We start from the raw sequence: 19,679 nt of genomic DNA on the forward strand, positions 1-19,679 counted from the left end.
CCACGCTCGAACCGAATGAAACGGAGAACACAGACATGATCAAGATCGACAGCGTGCCCACCCGACGACTCGCCAGCGGGGCGTCGATACCGGCGATCGGAATGGGGACGTTCGGGTCCGACCGATACGGCGCGGACGACGTGGCGGCGGCGGTCGGCGGAGCGATCCGAGCCGGATACCGCCTGATCGACTGCGCCTCGGTGTACGGCAATGAGGCGCAGGTCGGTGCCGTGCTCGAGGAGGAGATCGCCCGCGGTGTGCCGCGCGAGGAGCTCTTCGTCATGTCGAAGGTGTGGAACGACGCCCACGAGCCGGCGGCCGCGATCGCCTCGGTCCGACGATCCCTCCGGGATCTCCGACTCGACACCCTCGACGCCGTCTTCGTGCACTGGCCGTTCCCGAACCACCACGCACCGTTCGCGGACGCGGCCGACCGCGACCAGCACGCGCGCCCCTACCTCCATGAGGAGTTCATGGCGCTCTGGCATGCCCTCGAGAGCCTGGTCGACGAGGGGGTCGTCCGGCACCTCGGGACCTCGAACGTCACCATCCCCAAGCTCACGGCCATCATCTCCGATGCGCGGATCCGCCCCGCGCTGAACGAGATGGAGCTGCACCCGTGCTTCCAGCAGCCCGAGCTGTTCCGGTTCTGCCTCGACCACGGCATCCAGCCGGTGGGCTACTCTCCCCTCGGGTCGCCGTCGCGACCGGATCGTGACCGCATCGACTCCGACGTCTCCGACATGGACCACCCCGTCGTCGCATCGATCGCCCGCGCGCACGGCGTCCATCCGGCGCTCGTCTGCCTCAAATGGGCGGTGCAGCGCGGTCAGATCCCGATCCCGTTCTCGGTGAAGGCGTCGCAGTTCGTCGCCAACCTGCAAGCCGTGATCGAAGACCCCCTGACCCCTGCCGAGCTGGAGGAGTTGCGGTCAGCAGAACGGAACAACCGACTCATCAAGGGTCAGGTGTTCCTCTGGCCGGGCGCCGACAGCTGGCTCGAGCTGTGGGACGTCGACGGGACGATCCCGGGATGGCACGGTTACGCCGCAGACGGCGCGACGGTCCCTGCGACGGCTGGAGCGTCCGCGTGATCACCGGCCCACTCGTCCACCCGCCGCTGCTCGAAGCGCTCGCGTCGTCGGGCCACGGCTCCGGGGTCCTCATCGCCGACGGCAACTACCCCTACCTGACCGGGACCCGTCCAGGCGCACGACTCATCCATCTCAACCTTCGCCCCGGCCTGCTGGACGTCACGACGGTGCTCGACGCCGTGCTCACGGTCGTGAACGTCGAGTCGGCGACCGTCATGCAGACCCCGCCCGGCGTCGAGGCCCCCGCGCAGGACGACTACGCCCGGGCACTGGGCTCCGAGGTGCCGATCGAGCGGGTCGAGCGCTTCGCGTTCTACGACCGCGTGCGATCCCCGGACGTCGGCGTCGTCATCGCGACCGGAGACGAACGTCTGTACGGGAATCTCCTGCTCACGATCGGCCTGCGCTGACGCCGGAAACCGACCACCCCTATCGATGTTGCAACACCGGATCGCATCCGAGGAGACCATGAACGCGACACCCGAATGGAACGACCCTGCCGTGTATGAGCGGGGGACCGAACCCGCACACGCCACGCTGGTCACGTATGACAGCCTGGCGAGTGCGGTGCGGGCGGACCGCTCCGCCTCGCCGTTCAGGCTCAGCCTGGACGGTGACTGGCGGTTCCGCTGGTCCCCGGACCCCGCATCCCGGATGCCCGACTTCGAGCGGGAGGACGTCGACGACTCGGACTGGGACCTCCTCCCCGTCCCCGCGAGCTGGCAGGTGCACGGGTACGACTTCCCGATCGGGGTCAACACCGTGCTGCCGTGGACCGGCGCGAACGGCCACCACGAGCAGCCGCTTCCGACCGGCGACTACCCGCACGCCCCGACCCGCTACAACCCGGTCGGACAGTACCGGACGAGCTTCGAACTCCCAGCGGACTGGGACGGTCGGCGGACGTTCCTCCAATTCGAGGGCGTGGAGTCGGCGTACACCGTCTGGATCAACGGTCATCCCCTCGGCTATCGCGAGGACAGTTACACCCGCGGGGAGTTCGAGCTGACGCCGCACCTGCGCGCGGGGTCCAACGTGCTCGCCGTCGAGGTGTACCGATGGTCGACCGGGTCCTACCTGGAGAACCAGGACAACGTCCGACTCTCCGGCATCTTCCGGAGTGTCAACCTGCTCTCCAGGCCGTCCGTGTTCGTCCGTGACTTCACGGTCAGGACTCCGCTCGCGGACGACTGGTCCGAGGCGACACTCGAGCTGGACGTCGAGGTACAGGACGGTTCAGGCGAGCTTCACGGAGAGCGCCTCCAGGCGCGGGGGACGCTGTTCGACGGGACGGACGTCGACGCGCCACAGCTCTGGTCGCGCGCCGCATCCGTTTCATCGGAGACGTCCGAAGGGGGAGTGTCCGCCACGCTGGCGGAGTCCGTGCGGCCGCCTCGGCTCTGGACGGCCGAGCACCCGGAGCTGTACACCCTCGTCGTGGAACTGGTGGATGCGGACGGTTCGGTCGTCGATCGCGTGTCCACCCGCGTGGGGTTCCGACGCGTCGAGATCGTCGACGGCGTGTTCCTGATCAACGGCCGGCCGCTCTCGATCCGAGGCGTCAACCGACACGAGTGGAACCCGCGGACCGGTCGCACCCTCAGCCTGGACGACATGGTCGCCGACATCACCCTGATGAAGCGGAACAACATCAACGCCGTCCGCACTTCCCACTACCCGAACGACCCCCGGTGGTACGAGCTCGCCGACGAGTACGGGCTCTACATCTTCGACGAGGCGAACAACGAGACCCACATCAACCGCGTCGACGGCGACGGACGGCCGAACATCCCGGGAGATCGACCCGAGCTCCGAGCACCACTGCTCTGGCGCATGCGGAACATGGTCGACCGGGACAAGAACCATCCCTGCGTGATCGCGTGGTCGATCGGCAACGAATCGGGCGTCGGTTCGAATCTGCGGGCCATGTACGACTGGGCCAAGGCCTACGACCCGTCACGGCCGGTCAGCTATCAGGATTCGACCGGCTCCGGTTCGCCGATCGTCCCATCGGACCACTCCGACTTCGACGGCGACTTCTACCCACCGGTCCCGCAGCTGATCGAGCGAGCGACCCGAGACCCGAGGCCGTACCTCCTCGTCGAGTACGCGTTCAGCCAGGGCAACACCTCCGGCTATCTCGACGAGACCTGGAACGCGATCCGGCAACACCCCGGCCAGGTGCTCGGGGGCTTCCTCTGGGACTGGGCCGACAAGGGACTGTGGTGGGACGTGCCGGGGCGGCCGGGGGAGGAATTCCTCGCCTACGGCGGCGACTGGGGCGACGATCCCAATGAGGAAGGAGCCCATATGAGTGGGCTGGTGCTCGCCGACCGCACGCCGACGCCGAAGCTGCAGGAGGCCAAGCTGGCGCATCAGCCGGTGAGCATGACGCTCCTGGATCCTGACAGCTGGGTCGTCGCGATCACGAACGAGTACCTGTTCACGAGCCTGGACGAGCACCGATTGCGGTGGGCGGTCACCGAGGACGGTCGAGCCGTCAGCAGCGGGACGATCATCGGCACTGCACTGTCGATCGGGCCGTCGCAGCGTACGGAGGTCATCCTGCCGTGCGAACTGCCGGCGGAGCGGCGTCACCGAGCCGAGTACCGACTCGAGCTCTCGATCGAGCTCGACGCACCGACTCGGTGGGCGCCAGCAGGCCACGTCGTCGCCCGAGCCCAGTTCGCCCTCCCCGTGCCGGGGGCTGCGCCGGAACCGCCAGCTGTGTCGGACGCAGCAGCGCCTCGACTCCAGGAGAGCGATGGCTTGATCGAGGTCCACGGGACCGCCTTCTCGGTCACCGTCGACCGCACGACGGGGCGGATGACGTCGCTGCGATACGACGAGCGGGAGCTGCTCGCGAGCGGCCTCATGCCGAAATACTGGCGTGCCCCGAACGACCCCGAGCTGTCCATCCCGGAGTTCAGGGAGACCCACCCGGAGCCGTCGCTGCCCTGGCGTGGTGTCGGCGAGGCCTGGGCCGTCAGCTCGGTCGAGACGACCCACATGCCCGGCGCGGTCCGCATCATCGTGAACGGTACCGTCACGACCACGGTGCCGTTCCGTCCGAGCCAGCGCATCACGACCTCGCCGCAGTCCATCGTCTACACGATCCATGGCGACGGGCAGGTGGACGTGCTGTCGACGTTCGAACCCGTGCCTGACACGCCCAATCCGCAGGTCGTCGGGACCACCTTCGGGCTCCGGCCCGAACTCGCGAACCTCGAGTGGTACGGACGGGGGCCATGGGAGTCGACCGCCGACCGGCACAGCTCTGCGTTCTTCGGCCGATACTCGGGGAGGGTCGCGGACCAGATCACGAGATACAGCCGACCGCAGGACACCGGGAACAAAGCCGACACCCGCTGGGCGACGCTGACCGACGACGCCGGCAGCGGTGTGCTGATCGTGGCTGAGGGAAGCATGTATCTCAACGCCCAGCCGAACAGTCCTGACGAGCTCGCGGGACATCGCCACTGGCACGAGGTGCCCGCATCCTGGCGGACCGTCGTCCGCGTGGACGCAGCGCAGGAAGGGGTGCAGGGCGGGAACTGGGACCTGCTTACCCGCCCGGAGCAGTACAGCAACACACCGGCGAAGGGCCCGTACCGTGTGCTCTACAGCCTGCTTCCTCTCCGCGAGGGTCAGGACCCCGCGGTACTGGCGCGGTCACCCCTCCGCTGACCGTGCCCCCAGGGGTGCGCCGGACACGTGCTGCTCGCCGGTTCCCGGTTTGACTCTCGTTTCGCGGACGTGACGACCAGCCTGGACGTGGCCAGCGATGAGTTCGGCGCACGTGCATGGGTCCCGGTCCTGATCGCTGTCTCCGACGAGAGCGACGACCCCGGCGCGCTGACGCCTCGTCGGCGGTGTCAGCCGGCCGAGCGGTTCCGGCGGGCCAGCGGGAGTCGGACGATGAAGGTCGTTCCGGGGTCTCCGGTGGAGAAGGCCTCGATCGTGCCGCGGTGCGCGTGCGCGATGGATCTGGCGATGGTGAGTCCGAGGCCCGAGCCGCGGATCGTCTCCTCGCGCACGTTCCCGGCTCGGTGGAACCGTTCGAAGACCCGGGTGAGTTCGTCCGCCGGGATGCCGATCCCCGTGTCGGTGACGCGGATGATCGCATCCACGCCGTCCGAGCGCACGCTCAGGAAGATCTCGCCGGCGCGGGTGTAGGTCACCGCGTTGTCGAGCATGATCGAGAGCAACTCCCGGAGGCGTGCTCGATCGCCGACGAGCTGCAGCGTCGGCACGGCAGCGGTGCGCAGCTCCACGCCGTCGGGCAGGCCGAGCCGTCGTCGCTCGTCGGCCGCCTCCAGCACGATGGCGCTGAGGTCGACGGGTTCGTCGGTGATCTCCAGGTGGGGTGCGCTCGCTGCGAGGAACTGTTCAGCCAGACGCCCGAGATGATCGGCGCTCCGGCGGACGACGGCGAGCTGGGCTTGCACCCGGGCTACGACGTCCGTGTCGTCGTCGAGCATGTCGAGATAGCCGAGGATGCTCGTGAGGGGCGTCCGCAGTTCGTGGCTCAGGCTCGTCAGTGACTCGGTGCGCATCCGGACGGCTTCGGTGAGCTCGGTCACGTCCTGTCCGACGAGGACCGCCCCGTTCGGTGCCCCGTCCGCGCCACTGACCGGCCGACCGTTCGCGACGAGGGCTCGTTGCCTGCCGGGAGGCCCCACCCAGTAGAAGAAGTCGCGGACGTCCTGTCCGTCGAGGACCCGCAGGACCGGTTGGTCCTCCACCGCCAGCGGGGTGAGACCGTCCGCCGCCCAGATGAAGCGGGCACCCCCGGTCGACGCGTCGTAGCCGGCCAGTGTCGCGAGTTCGACGGCGAGTCGGTTGTTGAGGATCTCGGTGCCGTGTTCGTCGAAGAAGACCAGTCCGACGTTCACCTCGTCGGCGACGGTGCGGAGCATCACGGCCAGCCGGTTCTGCCGCTCCAAGGCTTCGACCTTCGCTTCGCCTTCGGCCCGCACGCTCGCCTGAGCGCGTTCGAACCGTTGCGACTGCAGGCCGACGGCGAGGATGACCAGCACGAGCAGCAGGGTGAGCGCGACGAGCTCGCTCCGGTCCTGCGTGCTCTCGGGAGCCTCGCCGTACAGCAGGCCGGGCAGCCAGACGACGAGCACGCTCCCCACGAGAGCGAGGACGACGCCGAGGCGTCCGAAGCTGTAGGACAGCCAGAGCACGGGGAAGGCGAGCAGTACGATCGAGGCGCCGAGGACGGGGGACACCGCATGGTTCACGAGTCCCACGACGGCGAGGTCTGCGCTGACCAGGGTGAGCGCCCACGGGCGGGCGATCCGCTCCCACGGAAGCACGAGCGTGGCGACGAGCGCGAGTCCCATCACGGCCCACGCCAGTTGGAGTTCGGTGACACGGAGGACGGCCGGACTGGTGATGCCGACGATCGCCGTGACGATCCCGACCCCCAGCGCCAGCGGTCCCTGACTCCGGCTCAGCAGGCCGAGCCGCGGGTGGCGCTCGGTGCCTTCGATCCAACGTGGCATCGGGCCTCCCAGGTGTCCCGCCCGGTGTCGGGCAAATTCACTGTATCGCCGCCGCGACCGATGGACGGCACCCGTGATCCGCCTCATCCGACGGGCCAGTCGGCGCGCGCGTCCACCTCGATGGGCGTGTCCGAGTGACCGATGCCTACACTCGTCGCATGGGCTTCTTCCGACGCAAACGCCAGCAGCCACCGACGCCGCCCGCCGCGCCCGATCCCGCGGCGGCCGGCCCAGCCGATCTCGACGACCTCGACGAGCGGGGATGGGACGCCGTCACGCAGGCGGTCTCGCAGCACCACCCCGGGGCCCGTGAATTCCACGTCGCCTACTCGCCCGGCCTGCACTTCGGGTCCGCCCTGCAGGGGTGTTCGGCGCTCCCCGGGCCCGACCACTGGTTCTACGTCACCTACGGGCTCACGGAGCTGTGGGGCAAGGACTCCGACGATCCGACGACCAGTGGCTTCGGATACGAGCTGACCATGCGCGTGCGCCGGTCACCGACCGAGGAGACCCCGCCTGAATGGCCGTACCGTGCGCTCGTCGTGCTGGCGCAGTACGTGCGCAGCGGACCGCAGGAGCTGTGGTTGGGGGATCGCATCCGACTCGCGAACGGCGTGACCGACGACCCCGACGGTGCCCTCACGACGCTCGCCGTCAGACTCGACCCGGTGGTCGAACCCATCGAGACGCCGAACGGCCGGGTCGCCTTCTGGCAGGCCGTCGCGCTGACCGACACCGATGTCGAGGAGGCGAAGCGGTCGACGACGGACGAGGTGCTGGAGCGTCTCGCAACGGACAACGCGCTGCTGATCACCGACCCGGAGCGCCGCTGAGTCGTCAGGCGAACCGCGTCAGGCGAAGCGCGTCGGGCGCGATCGCTCGTCGTCCACGACCGTGAGGGCGAGTTCGCAGAACATCGACTCGGCCCAGGAGAACCAGGGGCGTGAGAAGACGGCGGGATCATCGACGTCGATGCTCTCGTGCACGCGGCCCGTTCCGGCATCCGTGTCGGCGATCATGCGCAGCAGACGGCGACGGTCGGCCGGGGTGCCCACCAGTCCTTCGACGGCGAGTGCGATGGGCCAGACCCGCCGATCACGGGTGTGCGGACTGCCGACGCCGCGCAACACCGAGCCCTCGAACCAGTACGGGTTCGCCGGACTCAGCACGACGTCACGTGTGGTCGCCCACACGTCCGGGTCGAGGACGGTCGGTGCGATCAGGGGGAGCGAGAGCAACGACGGCGTGTTCGCGTCGTCCATGATGAGGCTGCCCCCGAGCCCGTCGACTTCGTAGGCGTAGATCGGGACCCCGTCCGGCCCGGGAACGATCCCGTGCGCCCGGACGCCGGCGACGAGTTCGGCGGACAGGGCGCGGGCATCCTCGGCCAACGGCATGTCCTCGAGCACCTCGGTCGCGATCTCGGCGAGCGAGAGGAGAGCTTCCGCGGCGAAGAGGTTGGCCGGAATGTTGAACCCGAACGTGCATGCGTCGTCGGACGGGCGGAATCCGCTCCAGGTCATGCCGGTGTGCGCGACCGCGGAACCCCGGCCGCCACGCGGCAGCGTCTCGGTGGGGATGGTGGTCATCCGTTCGAACCGGTACGGAGACGTCTCGTGCTGTTGCTCGGCGCGAAGCTGATCGACGACCGTCCGCAGGACCTCGGGTGCCGGGGCGTCGAGGAGGAATCCGGTCCGTCCGGTCCGGCGCCACAGCGCGTGAGCGAGGGTGACCGGGTAGGCGAGACTGTCGACCTCGTACTTCTGCTCCCAGACCTCGGGATCCTCGCACACGTCCGCGGGATCGTAGCGGGCACCCGTCGGTCCGTCGTTGAACGCGTTCGCGTACGGGTCGTGGGCGATGAACCCGAACTGCCGGCGGACCACCTGCTCCACGAGGTCGGCCAATTGCCCACTGCGTTCGACGAACCGCAGATACGGGGTGAGCTGGGTCGTCGAGTCGCGGAGCCACATCGCCGGGATGTCGCCCGTGATGACGAACACCCGTCCCGCCGGATCGACGCCGACGGTCTCGGTGAGCGTGGCGAGCAGCGCCCGGCCGACCAGGTCGCCGATGCGGCCGTCGGTGACCCGTCCCACCTCCACGGCCGCGTCGGCGAGCAGCTCACGGGTGCGGGCGTCCGGGGCGAAGGGGGTCAGTGTCCCCATCCGGTGTCTCCTTCCTGATCGGTGATCCGCACGACGAGGGCGTCGGACGGAGGGTCGTGGCTCGGGTCCGTCCAGGCGACCACCTCCGCGGGAGCCGGCACCGGACGACCATCCGCCCAGGACCCGAGTCCATCGAGACCGAGGGTGAACGCGACCGCGGCCGTCGACCGGGCAGCGACCTCGACCCGTTCGACCGCGAGCACACTGCGCCGGCGCGGACGGAGGCCGAGCTCATGGCGGCGGCCGTAGAGCGGCACCGGCACGGAGACCGTCCGATCGGTGTCGTTGACGAGGTCGGCGGTCAGCGTGACCGTGCCCCCCTCGCGCAGCGCCTCCGCGGTGAGCGTCGCTTCGACGGGACGCAGCCGGACCGACACGGCGGAGGCGCCACTGCCGAACAGTCCGCCCACGGGATGGCGGGCGTCGACGTAGCCGCGGGCCGTCTCTCGACGCTCGTCGTGCGCGACGGGCCACACGCCGTCGGTCGAGGGGAAGGTCGCCGGGAGCAACCCGCCACCGACGCCGGTCGCGAGGACGTCGACGATCGCCGCACCACCGTTCGGGCCGGGGAACGGGGCGACGATCAGTGCGTCGGCCAGCGCGACGAGTGGCTCGAGCGGGCGCGGGCGGCCGTCGATCAGCACCGCGATCACGACGGGGACGGCTGCCCGAGCGGCACGGAGGAGGTCGAGTTGCGACTCGGGTAGGGCGAGGCGCGCGAGGTCGACACCCTCGCCGTTGGTGGTGTCGGGAGCGGGGCCGTCGACGGCGCCGTTGTCGGCGAACTCGTCGTCGTAGCGTCGTCGACTCGTCCCACCCAACACGACGACCGCGGCGTCCGCCCCGGACAGCGCCGCGTCCACCTGTTCCGCGGCGTCACCGGGAAGCCGGGAACGGTGCGAGGCACCCTGCGCGTATCGCACGTGGCCCGTACCGTGCCGTGCCTCGAGTGCGGATCGCACCGTGGAGGCCTGCGGGTCGTCGTCCCGCCGCGGCGGCGTGTAGTCACCGAGCTGGGCTTCGAGATCGTCGGCGTTCGGGCCGATCACGGCGACGACCGCGGACGCGGAGAGCGGGAGGACGCCATCGTCCTGCACGAGGACGCAGGACTGCACCGCCGCGCGGTGAGCGAGTTCGAGGAACTCCCTCGGAGAGCGACCTTCGGCCGGACCTGCGACGGCGTGTTCCGGCTGCGCTTCCTCGAGCAGGCCGACACGCCGCTTCAGCGCGAGGACCCGGTCGGCGGCACGGGTCACGAGCGCCTGATCGAGGAGTCCGCGTCCGACCGCCTCCTCCACGTGCGTGAAGGCCTCGTCCCACAGACTCAGATCGACCCCCGCTGTGATGGCGAGTGCCGCGGCGCTCGCCGGATCGGGCGTACTGTCGCGCAACCGGTCCACCGCCGTGCCGTCGGCCATGACGATCCCCTCCCATCCCCAGTCCTCGCGGAGGACCCCGGTGAGGAGGTCCGCGTTGGCACTGCACGGGACACCGTCGATGTCGTTGTACGCCGCCATGAACCCGGACACGCCGGCCCGAGCAGCGACGTACGCCGGCCGTAGATGGATCTCACCGAGCTCGCGGCGTCCGATCGGAGCACCGGATCCGTTCCGGCCGCCGATGCCGGCACCCTGCCCGGCGAGGTGCTTCGCGACCACGGCGATGCGGTCGTGGGCGAGCTGCCCGTGCGGGTTCCGCCCCTGCATGCCCCGCACGGTCGCCTCCACGAGCAGCGCCGCCAGCGCCGGATCCTCGCTGAAGCACTCCTCCGCACGACCCCAGCGCGGATCCCGCAGCACGTCGAGCCCGGAGACGAGCGCCACGTGCGTGCCTCGCGCCCGGGCCTCGGCGGCCACCTCGGCGCCGAGGCCTTCGACGAGGTCGACGTCCATCCCGGCACCGAGTGCGAGGTTCACCGGGAGCGTGGTGCCGCCGAGCGCCATGAGGCCGTGCGGGACCTCCTCGACGAAGAGCGTCGGGAGGCCGGATCCGCGGGTTCGCACCACCTCCTGCACCGCCGCGTAGGCCTCGGCGCTCCGTTCGGGCGGGACGCCGTTCTCCCACCGCACCTGCGACCACGGGTCGGCACGCAGGACGCCGTAGATCGCGCCGATCCCACCCCACCGGTCGACCTCGCGCCGGAGCACGTCGGTGACGCGCGGGGCGCCGTCGACCCATTCGACGGCCTCCCACCCCTTGAGACGCTGGTTGATCTGGCCGACCCGCTCGCGCAGGCTCAGCTCGGCCGACGACCGCGTCATCCCTTGACCGCTCCCGACACCAACGCCTTCTGCATCTGCTTCTGGAGGACCGTGTAGACGAGGTAGACCGGAAGCAGGGTGAGCAGGGTTCCGGCCATGAGGACACCGTAGTCGGTGCCGGCGTCGACCTTGAGCGTCGGTAACGCGACCTGGATCGTGCGTTGGGCGGTGTCGGGGCCGATGAGGATCAGCGGATAGAGGTAGGCGTTCCAGAACGACAGGAAGTTCAGCAGGAGCACCGTGGCGATGCCGGGGATGCAGATCGGGAGGTACACCTGACGCAGGACCTGCAGGGTGGATGCGCCGTCCATGGACGCGGCCTCCTCGAGTTCGCGCGGGATGGTCCGCATGAACGCGGTGAGGATCACGATCGACAGCGGGAGCGCGGTGGCCGGGAGCAGCAGCACGACGAAGGTGCGGGTGTGGAACAGCCCGACGGCGGCGGCGAGGAGGAACGTCGGGAACAACGCCGCGAAGGCGGGGATCAGGAAGCCGAGGTTGAAGACGTTCTCGATGACCTTCCCGAGCCGGCCCTGCGCCCGTGCGAGCGCGAACGCCGCGGGGAGGGCGAGCAGCAGGGTGAGCACGAGTGCACTGACCGTGGTGAGCGCCGAGTTCGCGATCGCGAGCCCGAGGTCCGCCTGCCGGAACGCGGTGGCGAAGTTCGAGAGGTCCCACGATGTCGGCAGCGCCAGCGGCGACTCGAAGATCTCCTCGTTCGTCTTGAAGGACGACGAGATGAAGTAGTAGAAGGGGATGAGTAGGATCGCCGCGTACAGCCAGGCGAGGGTGCCGCTCGTGAGGGACCCCAACCGATCACGGAGGGGGAGGACGGTGCGTGATGCCATGAGAGTCTCCTTGGTCCGATCAGTGGGTGGCGCGCAGGGTCCGGCGGATCAGCCACATGCCGAGCAGCCCGAGGACGAACAGGACCACACCGACCGCCTGGCTGTAGCCGAGGTCCGTCTCGACGAACGCCTTGCTGTAGATGAGGTACGACAGCGTCATCGTCGAGGTGCCCGGTCCGCCCTGGGTGAGGAGGAGGACCGTCTGCGCCGAGTTGAACAGCAGCGACAGGAACTGGAGCATGGTGACCACGCCGATGAAGTCGCGGGCGATGGGCCAGTACATGCGCCAGGCGATGCGCCAGTCGCTCGCGCCGTCCACACGGGCCGCCTGCACGATCTCCGCGTCGACGCCGTCGAGACGGGCGGCGATGAGCACGGCCGAGTAGCCGATGCCGCTCCACAGCTCCACGGCGATGATGGCGCCGAGCGCGGTCGACGGGTCGGCCAGCCAGGCGTTGCCCGCCAGGCCGAGCGGCGCGAGCAGGCCGTTGACGAGTCCGTCCGGGTTGAGCATGGCGTAGAACACCATGGCGGTCGCCGGCGCCGAGATCAGCGCAGGGATGAACAGGATGTACCGCAGGACGCGGTGCCCACGGGGCTTCTGGACGACGTAGAAGGCGAGGAGGAAGGCCAGCACGATCATGATCGGGAGTCCGACGACGATCTGGACGGCGGAGTTGCCGAGGGCGGCCCAGAAGGTGGCGTCCGCGAAGACGACGCTGAAGTTGTCCAGGCCCGCGAACGACGGGGTTTCGAGCATCCCCGGCCAGCGTAGGAAGGCGATCACGAAGATCGCGACGACCGGCCCGATCATGAAGACCGCGTACCAGATGAGGGCCGGGAGGGCGAGGCCGGGGAAGCGCTCCCGGAGCGGAGAGCGACGCGGACGAGCGCCAGGTGGTCGGGCGGAGACGGGTCGTCCCGTCGTGGGGGTGACTTCGAGCACGGTCATGATGTCCTTTCGGGCCCTCAGGCCGCGTCGTAGGCCTGCTCGAACCGGTCGATGATCTGGTCGGCGCTCGCGGAGCCGTAGGCCATCGCGGTCACCCGGATCATCGGTTCGAAGACCGCATCGGGGATGAGCAGATCGGGCAGCATGACCGGGGTCACCTGATCGGTGGTGAGCTGCGAGGCCTGCGCGACGAGGGGGAAGTCGGTGCTCACGACGTCCGTGATCCGGTTCATGTCGCGACCGGAGCCGAGGATGAACTCGCTCGTGACCTCGGGGGAGTAGAGGTTCTGGATGAAGGGCTTCAGCAGCTCGAGCTTCTCCGCGCCGTTCGCGCTGATCCAGATGCCGTGTCCGTTGTAGCTCTGGATGACGGTCGGATGGTCGACGACGCCTCCCTGCGAGGGTGTCGGCCACCCGCCGACGGTCACCTCGGCCGCACGCTCCGCGGGGACGAGGGCGAGGGCGGACGACATCGCCGGCACGATCGCGGCCTTCCGGGTGTTGAACTGCGTGAGTTCCGAGTCGGAGGTGTACCCCTGCACGTTGTCGACGAACACGCCGGCATCCCGCAGTTCGACGAAGTGCTCGACGCCGGCGACGGCTCCGGGGAACTCGGAGAGCTTGCCGGTGGAGAACGCTCGGGTGGCCTCGTCCTTTGTGAGGAAGCCCTGCAGGATCTGCAGGAACAGCTTCTGCCCGCTCCAGTCCGATCCTCCGACGGTGACCGGCCCGATGCCCTTCGACCGCAGGGCGTCGGCGACGAGGATGAGCTCGTCGGACGTCGTCGGCAACTCGACGCCCGCCTCCGCGAGCAGGCCGGTGTTGAACGACACCGGCCAGTTGGTCCGGGTGAAGGGGAACGCGCGGAGGTGTCCGTCCTCGTCGGTCCACTCCTCGAGGGCCTCCGGGATGATCTTGTCGCGGAGGCCCCAGTCGTCCAGCAGATCCTCCACCGGGATCGTGGCGCCGAGCCGGGTCCAGGAGAGCGTGCGTCCCTGCAGGTTCACCATGGCGATGTCCGCCTCCTTGCCCGCGAGCGAGCTCGTCTCGAAGACGATGGGGAGGTCGGAGCCGTTCTTCAAGAGGGCGACGGCGCGGTCGGTCGCTCGGGAGTAGGCGGCCACGACGTCGGAGAAGACCTGCGCTCCCGAGACGGCTCCGCTCAACTGCGTGTGCACCGAGATCGACCCGGGGGTGCCGGACGCTGGAACGAGGGGGCCGCATCCCGTGAGCAGGGGGATCATCACCCCGCCCCCGATCACCGTGCCGAGGAACGTGCGTCTGCTGATGCCATCGGTCATGAGACCTCCTGAGAGCTGCGGTGCGTCGGGATGGGACGTGATCGTGTTCTCCGCGTGGCGCTTGTGTAGCGGTACACATCAACGTGCGGTCAATGTATACCGCTTTACAAGATCCGGTCAAGCCCCTACTCTCGGACACGATGAACGACAAGAAACCGGCTCGCGCGACCATTGCCGCCGTCGCCGCCCGCGCGGGGGTCTCCCCGTCGGCGGTGTCGCACGTGTTCAACGGACGACCGAACGTGTCCACGGCCACAGCGGACCGCATCCGCCGCGCGGCCGACGAACTGCACTGGCGGCCGAACTACGCCAGTCGCAAGGTCAGCGGCCGCGGCGGGCGCAGTCTCGGCCTCGTCGTGACGCGTTCCGGCGACACGTTCGAGCGCGACCCCTTCTTCATGCGGCTGATCGCCGGTCTCACCGAGCCTCTCGCAGCCATCGGTTGGTCGTTGTCGCTCACGCTCGTGCGGGACACCGACGAGGAGCGCGTCTACCGCGAGTGGTGGAGCGAGCAGCGGGTGGACGCGTTCCTGCTCGTCGACGTCCGCGACGACGACCCCCGGATCCTGCAGGTGCGCGAGCTGGGTGCGCCGGCCGTCCTCCTCGGTGCGCCGGTGGACGATCTCGTGCCGGCCGTCACGGTGCACGACGACGCGGCCTACGAGGAGGTGCTGGAGCATCTCGCCGCACTCGGTCACCGCGCGATCTCCCGCGTGAGCGATTCTCCGGGCCTCGTCCACTCCAGGGAACGAGACCGTCGCTTCGTGGAGGCTGCGGAACGTCGGGGTATGACGCCGACGGTGCTGCACTGGGAACCGTCCGCCGAGGATCCCGTCGCCGACGTGCTGCGGCGCTCCGGCCCGGCCACGGCACTGCTCGTCGACAGCGAGGCGATGGCCGCTGAGATCATCGCGCATGCGCCGGAGCTGGGCGTCCGGGTCCCCGAGCAGCTCTCCGTCATCGCCTGGGAGGACTCGTGGGTGTCGACCCTCGTGCGTCCCCGCATCACCGCGCTCGACGCTCCCGTCGAGGAGAGCGCGAGGACGGCGGTGAAACTGCTCGAGCGGCTCGTGAACGGCGAGCGGGTCGCCTCGCAGACCGTCTCAGCGCGACGACTCATCGTGCGGGAATCCACCGCACGGGTGCCGGCCCCGGACCAGACCCCGATCGAGAAGGACGAGTGACACCGTGACCGACCACACTCCGCGCTTCGGAGCGAACTACACACCCTCCAAGGACTGGATGTTCCAGTGGATGGGCATCGACGCCGACGTCGTCCGCAGTGACTTCGAGGCCTTGGCCGGTCTCGGTCTCGACCACGTCAGGGTGTTCCCGCTCTGGCCGGTGTTGCAACCGAACCGGACGCTCATCCGGCGTCAGGCACTGGACGACATCGCGCTCGTGGCCGACCTCGCCGCCGAGTTCGGACTCGACATCGCCGTCGACGTCATCCAGGGGCACATGTCCGGGTTCGACTTCGTCCCGGCCTGGCTCGTCAACTGGCACGACGGCAACATGTTCGTCGACGAAGCCGCCGTCGACGCGCAGGCCGCGCTCGTGTCCGCCGTCTACGACGCCGTGCGGGACCGCCCGAACCTCATCGGCCTGACCCTCGGCAACGAGCTCAACCAGTTCCAGCCGCCGAACCCGGCCGCGATGCCCGCTGACAGCGATCAGGTCGCGCACTGGTTGACCAGACTCCTGGAGGCGCCGGTCGACCCTGATCCCCGGCACCTGCTCACCCACAGCGAGAACGATCACCTCTGGTATCGGGACGGGCATCCGTTCCTCCCGGTGCACGCCTCGCGGCTCGGCGACATCACGACCGTGCACTCCTGGATCTTCAACGGCACGGCGAAGCGCTACGGCGGGCTGTCCACGCAATCCGTCCGCCACGCCGAGTGGATGATCGAGCTGTCGAAGGCGTTCGCGACCGACTCGGGGCGTCAGGTGTGGCTGCAGGAGGTCGGTGCTCCGTCGATGAACCTGGCGGACACCGAGATGCCGGAGTTCGCGGCCCGGACGGTGGAGGCCGCGCTCTCCTCGCCCAGTCTGTACGGGATCACCTGGTGGTGCTCGCACGACGTGTCTCGGTCGCTCGGCGACTACAAGGACCTCGAGTACTCGCTCGGCCTGCTCGACGTGGACAACGCGGTCAAGCCGCTCGGCCGTCGCTTCGCCGAGCTCGTCGCGGATGCGCGCGGCAGCGCGAGGGACCGGGTGCTCGCACGCACGGTCGGCGTCGTCGTCGATGTGGACGAGCACGACCTCCCGATCGCTCGGGCCGACCTCGCGCCGGGTGGCGTCGTGTTCGAGCGTTGGCACGAGCTGCGTGAACAGGGCGAGCCGGTCACCGTCGTGACGTCTCGGACCGCGGCGGATCCGGCTTCGCTGGCGAAGCGTGGCATCACCGACGTGCACGCCGTCCCCGGCGCGGGATCGGTTCGATGACGGAGTCCGACGACCGCGGTGCGGTCGTCGGGAAGGTCGGCTGACGGGCGTCAGTCGCGATCGCTCGCCAGCAGGCCGAAGACGACCGTGTCGGTCCACTCGCCCTTGTTCCACCAGTCCTGCCGGAGGTGGGCCTCGCGCCGCATGCCGACCCGCTCGGCGAGCCGCGCCGATGCGGTGTTCCGGCCGTCCATCTGCGCGGCGACCCGGTGCATCCCCGGCGTGCTGAACGCGAGGTCGAGGACCGCGCCGACGGCCTCGCTCGCGAACCCCTTGCCGCCGTGTGCCGGGTCGAGGACCCAACCGATCTCGGCGACGCCCCGCTCGTGGTCGGTGTACCAGAGCAGGACCTCGCCCACCGGCGCACCCTCGTGCTCGACGATGAGCGCGAGCGCACGCGACGGGCTGCTCAGGCCGGTGCGCTTGAGCCGCTCGGCGCTCTTCGTCCGCGCGACCTCCTCCGTCCACGGCTCGTCGAGGAGGTAGGTGGCGACGTCCGGCCGTCCGTAGACCGCGAGCAACCAGGCCACGTCCGACGGTTCGTGCGGGCGGAGGACGAGTCGATCGGTGGACAGCGGGTAGGTCGTGGGAAGGGAGGTGCTCACGTCGATCAACGATACGAGATGGCGCTCCGCACCGCGCAGCGGGCTTTCCGGACCGCCCACGGGTACGGCAACATGGATGTCGCCGACTCGTAGATCGTTGAAGGGGACCTCGTTCATGACCGCACCGCACCGCAGCCGACTCGCCCTCGTCTGGGGCTCCGGCCTCCTCGTCGCCGGACTCCTCGCCGGATGCTCGGCACCGTCCAGCGGGGATCGCGACTCCGCGGCGCCGTCGTCGACCCCCACCGCCACGGCGACCGCCGATGCCGCGGACGGGCCCGCCGACTACACGGCGTTCTGCGCGGCCAACCGCGCGGCGGCGACCGCGAAGTCGGGCACCGTCGGCGAGGACCTCGAAGCCGTGCAGGCGCAGGTCACGACGATCCGCGACCTCCTGCCCCTGGACGGCGTGAGCGCCGAGGTCGCAGCCGGCGCCGAGGTCTTCGCGACCTCCGCTGAGGAGACCGCCGCGATCCTCGCCGAGTTCCCGGCCGACAGCCTCGTCTCCGACGTCGGGCTCGACCCGAGGTTCACCGAGTCACAGGCCGTGCAGAGCGCCGCGACCGACCCGGACTACCAGGCGTTCATCGCCTGGACCATCCAGACCTGCGGTTTCGACACCGAGTGACCGCTCTGCCGGCCGTCACCGCGTCTGGGCGATGATCGCCTCCGCGACCGTCTGTGCACCGTCGCCGGAACTCACGGCGTAGAACGTCTCACCGACGCTGAGGTAGAGCGGCGACCGCGGACCGTCCATGCGGCGCGCGACGAACGCCGACTCGCCGTCGACCGCGCCCTCGAGGATGACCGGCTCGAGCGCCGCCGCCATGTCGGGCTGGGCTGCCAGCTCGTCGATGATCGCCGCGCCGTCGCGCACGACCAGGATGTCGGTGTACCCGAAACCCTCAGCGAAGAGTTCGCAGCTGAACGCACCGACGCGGGCGCTCGCCGCATCCTCCAGATCGCCGATCGGCTGGGCCCGTGGGTCGATGACGGTGTAGGTGGTGGTGGCCTCGCCGTACTGCAGCGCTGAGACGATCCCGGCCTCGTCCAGCCCGCCGTCGCAGCTCGCGTCGCCCTCGCGTGGCGCGAGCGCAGGCCAGGCGAGCTGAGCATCGGAGGCGGGCTCCACCGTCGAGAAGGTGGTCTCCGCCGCCGAGGCGAGGTTGTCGAGGACCTCGCCCGCCGGCGTGCCCTCGAATCGGCTGCCGGTGGAGGTCAGCCCGGAGGCGGTGATCGACAGCTCGACCCAGGCCGAGCCGACGGGAGCGGACACGCGCCATCCGGTCTCGCCCGACGAGGTGGTCGCCTCGACACCGGCGATCGTCCTCGTGTCCTCGGACGGTGTGTCGCCGGCGTAGGGCGGGGCCCAGTCGTCGGCAGCGCCCGGCAGGATCTCGATCGAGAGGTAGGCCCAGTCGCCCGCACCATCGCCGATCATCTGTTGTCCGGTGCCCACCCGCCAGGAGCAGGCGAGCCCGCCGGCCGCCGTCAGCACGGCCAGATCGACGGCGTCGGACGGCTGCACGGCCTCGACGACGTCAGCCGGTTCAGCAGCGAGGACGCCGGCGACGGTGTCGAGCGACGCGAGGTCGTTGCACGCCAGGAGGTCGGCCGACGCCGGGGTGCTCGGTGCATCGGAGGTCGGCGACGCGTTCGGCGTCGCGGACGACGCGCACGCCGACACTGACAGCACCACCATCACGGCGAGTCCCGCACTAATCCCGACCGACCGCATCCCCGCACCCCTGATCCCCATGCGCCGAGACTATCGGTGGCGCGCGTCGATCGGTTCCGAGGGAGGATGGAACCGGCGTCGTGCCGATGCCATCACCGAACCGAGGAGTTCCCCTGTGACCACGACCCGTCGCGCCCTGATCCTGATCGACGTCCAGCAGGAGTACTTCGCGGGTCCGCTCGCGATCCAGTACCCGCCGCGCGAGGAGTCGATCCTGCGGATTGCGGCCGCCATCGACGCGGCGACGGCCGCAGGAATCCCGGTCGCTGTCGTCCAGCACTCATCGGGCAGCGGTGCACCGGTCTTCGACCCGGAAACGAGCGCCTTCGAGCTGCATCCCGAGGTCGCCCGCCGGGTGCAGCCGTCCTGGAAGGGCGTCGTGAAGCAGTACGGTTCGGTCTTCGCCGGGACCGAGCTCGAGGCGTGGCTGCGCGAGCAGGGCGTGGACACCGTCACGCTCGTCGGGTACATGACGAACAACTGCGTCATCGCGTCCGCGGCGGGCGCCGAGGAACTCGGCATCGACGTCGAGGTGCTCTCCGATGCGACCGGAGCCATCAACCTCGAGAACGCGGCCGGGTCCGTCGACGCGAAGACGGTCCACACGACCCTCATGGCGCTGCTCGATTCGAACTTCGCCGCCGTGGCGACGACGGCGTCCTGGACGCAGGCCCTCACGGACGGCACGGCGCTGCCGAAGGACGACCTGGTGTCCTCCGCCACGCGCGCCGCCGAGCGCGACTAGCAC

General features: G+C 69.7%; 16 protein-coding genes. 8 read left to right on the forward strand and 8 right to left on the reverse strand.

Features of this window, described 5'->3' with window-relative positions:
- The first annotated feature begins 35 nt into the window (after nucleotides 1–35).
- From A4X17_RS05545 to A4X17_RS05555, 3 genes are read left to right on the forward strand one after another with little or no spacing between them, the layout of a single operon-like run.
- A complete protein-coding gene (locus A4X17_RS05545; RefSeq protein ID WP_064294750.1) occupies nucleotides 36–1,094 on the forward strand; it encodes an aldo/keto reductase in 1,059 nt (352 codons plus the stop codon).
- Entirely contained in the window at nucleotides 1,091–1,504 is a 414-nt protein-coding gene (locus A4X17_RS05550) for an RbsD/FucU family protein (protein ID WP_064294673.1), read from the forward strand. Before A4X17_RS05545 ends, A4X17_RS05550 begins: the two co-directional genes overlap by 4 nt.
- Nucleotides 1,505–1,562: 58 nt before the next feature.
- Nucleotides 1,563–4,781 carry a glycoside hydrolase family 2 TIM barrel-domain containing protein gene (locus A4X17_RS05555; RefSeq protein ID WP_197479023.1) on the forward strand — a complete coding sequence of 1,073 codons (3,219 nt, stop codon included), beginning with the start codon at nucleotides 1,563–1,565 and terminating at the stop codon, nucleotides 4,779–4,781.
- Between the two features lie 188 nt (nucleotides 4,782–4,969).
- Here the strand turns inward: A4X17_RS05555 and A4X17_RS05560 are convergent, their stop codons facing one another.
- Nucleotides 4,970–6,607 carry a PAS domain-containing sensor histidine kinase gene (locus tag A4X17_RS05560; RefSeq protein WP_064294675.1) on the reverse strand — a complete coding sequence of 546 codons (1,638 nt, stop codon included), beginning with the start codon at nucleotides 6,605–6,607 and terminating at the stop codon, nucleotides 4,970–4,972.
- Between the two features lie 158 nt (nucleotides 6,608–6,765).
- On the opposite strand from A4X17_RS05560, the gene A4X17_RS05565 reads away from it, so the two are divergent.
- Nucleotides 6,766–7,440, forward strand: a complete 675-nt coding sequence (locus tag A4X17_RS05565; RefSeq protein WP_082915946.1) for a suppressor of fused domain protein — start codon at nucleotides 6,766–6,768, stop codon at nucleotides 7,438–7,440.
- Between the two features lie 18 nt (nucleotides 7,441–7,458).
- Here the strand turns inward: A4X17_RS05565 and A4X17_RS05570 are convergent, their stop codons facing one another.
- The 5 genes from A4X17_RS05570 to A4X17_RS05590 are packed head-to-tail and all read right to left on the reverse strand — an operon-like array spanning nucleotide 7,459 to nucleotide 14,137.
- Nucleotides 7,459–8,775: a glycoside hydrolase family 125 protein gene (locus A4X17_RS05570; protein WP_082915947.1), complete on the reverse strand. Its 1,317-nt coding sequence runs from the start codon at nucleotides 8,773–8,775 to the stop codon at nucleotides 7,459–7,461.
- On the reverse strand, nucleotides 8,763–11,036 hold the full coding sequence (locus tag A4X17_RS05575) for a glycoside hydrolase family 3 N-terminal domain-containing protein (protein ID WP_064294676.1): 2,274 nt from the start codon (nucleotides 11,034–11,036) through the stop codon (nucleotides 8,763–8,765). The genes A4X17_RS05570 and A4X17_RS05575 overlap by 13 nt, the downstream gene beginning before the upstream one ends.
- Nucleotides 11,033–11,884, reverse strand: coding sequence for a carbohydrate ABC transporter permease (locus tag A4X17_RS05580; protein ID WP_064294677.1), 852 nt, complete (start codon nucleotides 11,882–11,884; stop codon nucleotides 11,033–11,035). The genes A4X17_RS05575 and A4X17_RS05580 overlap by 4 nt, the downstream gene beginning before the upstream one ends.
- 19 nt (nucleotides 11,885–11,903) lie before the next feature.
- Nucleotides 11,904–12,836, reverse strand: a complete 933-nt coding sequence (locus A4X17_RS05585; protein ID WP_064294678.1) for a carbohydrate ABC transporter permease — start codon at nucleotides 12,834–12,836, stop codon at nucleotides 11,904–11,906.
- 17 nt (nucleotides 12,837–12,853) lie between these two features.
- Entirely contained in the window at nucleotides 12,854–14,137 is a 1,284-nt protein-coding gene (locus tag A4X17_RS05590; RefSeq protein WP_064294679.1) for an ABC transporter substrate-binding protein, read from the reverse strand.
- A gap of 140 nt (nucleotides 14,138–14,277) precedes the next feature.
- Here A4X17_RS05590 and A4X17_RS05595 point away from each other — a divergent pair, with 140 nt between their 5' ends.
- Nucleotides 14,278–15,321, forward strand: coding sequence for a LacI family DNA-binding transcriptional regulator (locus A4X17_RS05595; RefSeq protein WP_064294680.1), 1,044 nt, complete (start codon nucleotides 14,278–14,280; stop codon nucleotides 15,319–15,321).
- A 4-nt stretch (nucleotides 15,322–15,325) separates the two neighbouring features.
- Complete coding sequence (locus tag A4X17_RS05600) at nucleotides 15,326–16,588, forward strand: glycosyl hydrolase (RefSeq protein ID WP_231884296.1); 1,263 nt, start codon at nucleotides 15,326–15,328, stop codon at nucleotides 16,586–16,588.
- Between the two features lie 50 nt (nucleotides 16,589–16,638).
- Here A4X17_RS05600 and A4X17_RS05605 read toward each other — a convergent pair whose 3' ends face one another.
- Complete coding sequence (locus A4X17_RS05605) at nucleotides 16,639–17,193, reverse strand: GNAT family N-acetyltransferase (RefSeq protein ID WP_064294753.1); 555 nt, start codon at nucleotides 17,191–17,193, stop codon at nucleotides 16,639–16,641.
- A gap of 115 nt (nucleotides 17,194–17,308) precedes the next feature.
- Between A4X17_RS05605 and A4X17_RS05610 the strand changes: the two genes are divergently transcribed.
- Nucleotides 17,309–17,821, forward strand: coding sequence for a hypothetical protein (locus A4X17_RS05610; RefSeq protein WP_082915949.1), 513 nt, complete (start codon nucleotides 17,309–17,311; stop codon nucleotides 17,819–17,821).
- A 15-nt stretch (nucleotides 17,822–17,836) separates the two neighbouring features.
- Here A4X17_RS05610 and A4X17_RS05615 read toward each other — a convergent pair whose 3' ends face one another.
- Nucleotides 17,837–18,952: a hypothetical protein gene (locus tag A4X17_RS05615; RefSeq protein WP_157583346.1), complete on the reverse strand. Its 1,116-nt coding sequence runs from the start codon at nucleotides 18,950–18,952 to the stop codon at nucleotides 17,837–17,839.
- Nucleotides 18,953–19,046: 94 nt separating this feature from the next.
- Here A4X17_RS05615 and A4X17_RS05620 point away from each other — a divergent pair, with 94 nt between their 5' ends.
- Nucleotides 19,047–19,676 carry an isochorismatase family protein gene (locus tag A4X17_RS05620; protein WP_064294683.1) on the forward strand — a complete coding sequence of 210 codons (630 nt, stop codon included), beginning with the start codon at nucleotides 19,047–19,049 and terminating at the stop codon, nucleotides 19,674–19,676.
- Nucleotides 19,677–19,679: the final 3 nt, after the last annotated feature.

Origin of the sequence: Plantibacter sp. H53, assembly GCF_001650455.1 — a bacterium.
Lineage (GTDB): Bacteria > Actinomycetota > Actinomycetes > Actinomycetales > Microbacteriaceae > Plantibacter > Plantibacter flavus_A.

What these genes read in the sequence shown, in the direction of transcription:
- A4X17_RS05545 (WP_064294750.1), top strand. Translation starts at nt 36, where the DNA reads ATGATCAAGATCGACAGCGTGCCCACCCGACGACTCGCCAGCGGGGCG.
- A4X17_RS05555 (WP_197479023.1), top strand. Translation starts at nt 1,563, where the DNA reads ATGAACGCGACACCCGAATGGAACGACCCTGCCGTGTATGAGCGGGGG.
- A4X17_RS05560 (WP_064294675.1), bottom strand. Translation starts at nt 6,607, where the DNA reads ATGCCACGTTGGATCGAAGGCACCGAGCGCCACCCGCGGCTCGGCCTG.
- A4X17_RS05565 (WP_082915946.1), top strand. Translation starts at nt 6,766, where the DNA reads ATGGGCTTCTTCCGACGCAAACGCCAGCAGCCACCGACGCCGCCCGCC.
- A4X17_RS05570 (WP_082915947.1), bottom strand. Translation starts at nt 8,775, where the DNA reads ATGGGGACACTGACCCCCTTCGCCCCGGACGCCCGCACCCGTGAGCTG.
- A4X17_RS05575 (WP_064294676.1), bottom strand. Translation starts at nt 11,036, where the DNA reads ATGACGCGGTCGTCGGCCGAGCTGAGCCTGCGCGAGCGGGTCGGCCAG.
- A4X17_RS05580 (WP_064294677.1), bottom strand. Translation starts at nt 11,884, where the DNA reads ATGGCATCACGCACCGTCCTCCCCCTCCGTGATCGGTTGGGGTCCCTC.
- A4X17_RS05585 (WP_064294678.1), bottom strand. Translation starts at nt 12,836, where the DNA reads ATGACCGTGCTCGAAGTCACCCCCACGACGGGACGACCCGTCTCCGCC.
- A4X17_RS05590 (WP_064294679.1), bottom strand. Translation starts at nt 14,137, where the DNA reads ATGACCGATGGCATCAGCAGACGCACGTTCCTCGGCACGGTGATCGGG.
- A4X17_RS05595 (WP_064294680.1), top strand. Translation starts at nt 14,278, where the DNA reads ATGAACGACAAGAAACCGGCTCGCGCGACCATTGCCGCCGTCGCCGCC.
- A4X17_RS05610 (WP_082915949.1), top strand. Translation starts at nt 17,309, where the DNA reads ATGACCGCACCGCACCGCAGCCGACTCGCCCTCGTCTGGGGCTCCGGC.
- A4X17_RS05615 (WP_157583346.1), bottom strand. Translation starts at nt 18,952, where the DNA reads ATGGGGATCAGGGGTGCGGGGATGCGGTCGGTCGGGATTAGTGCGGGA.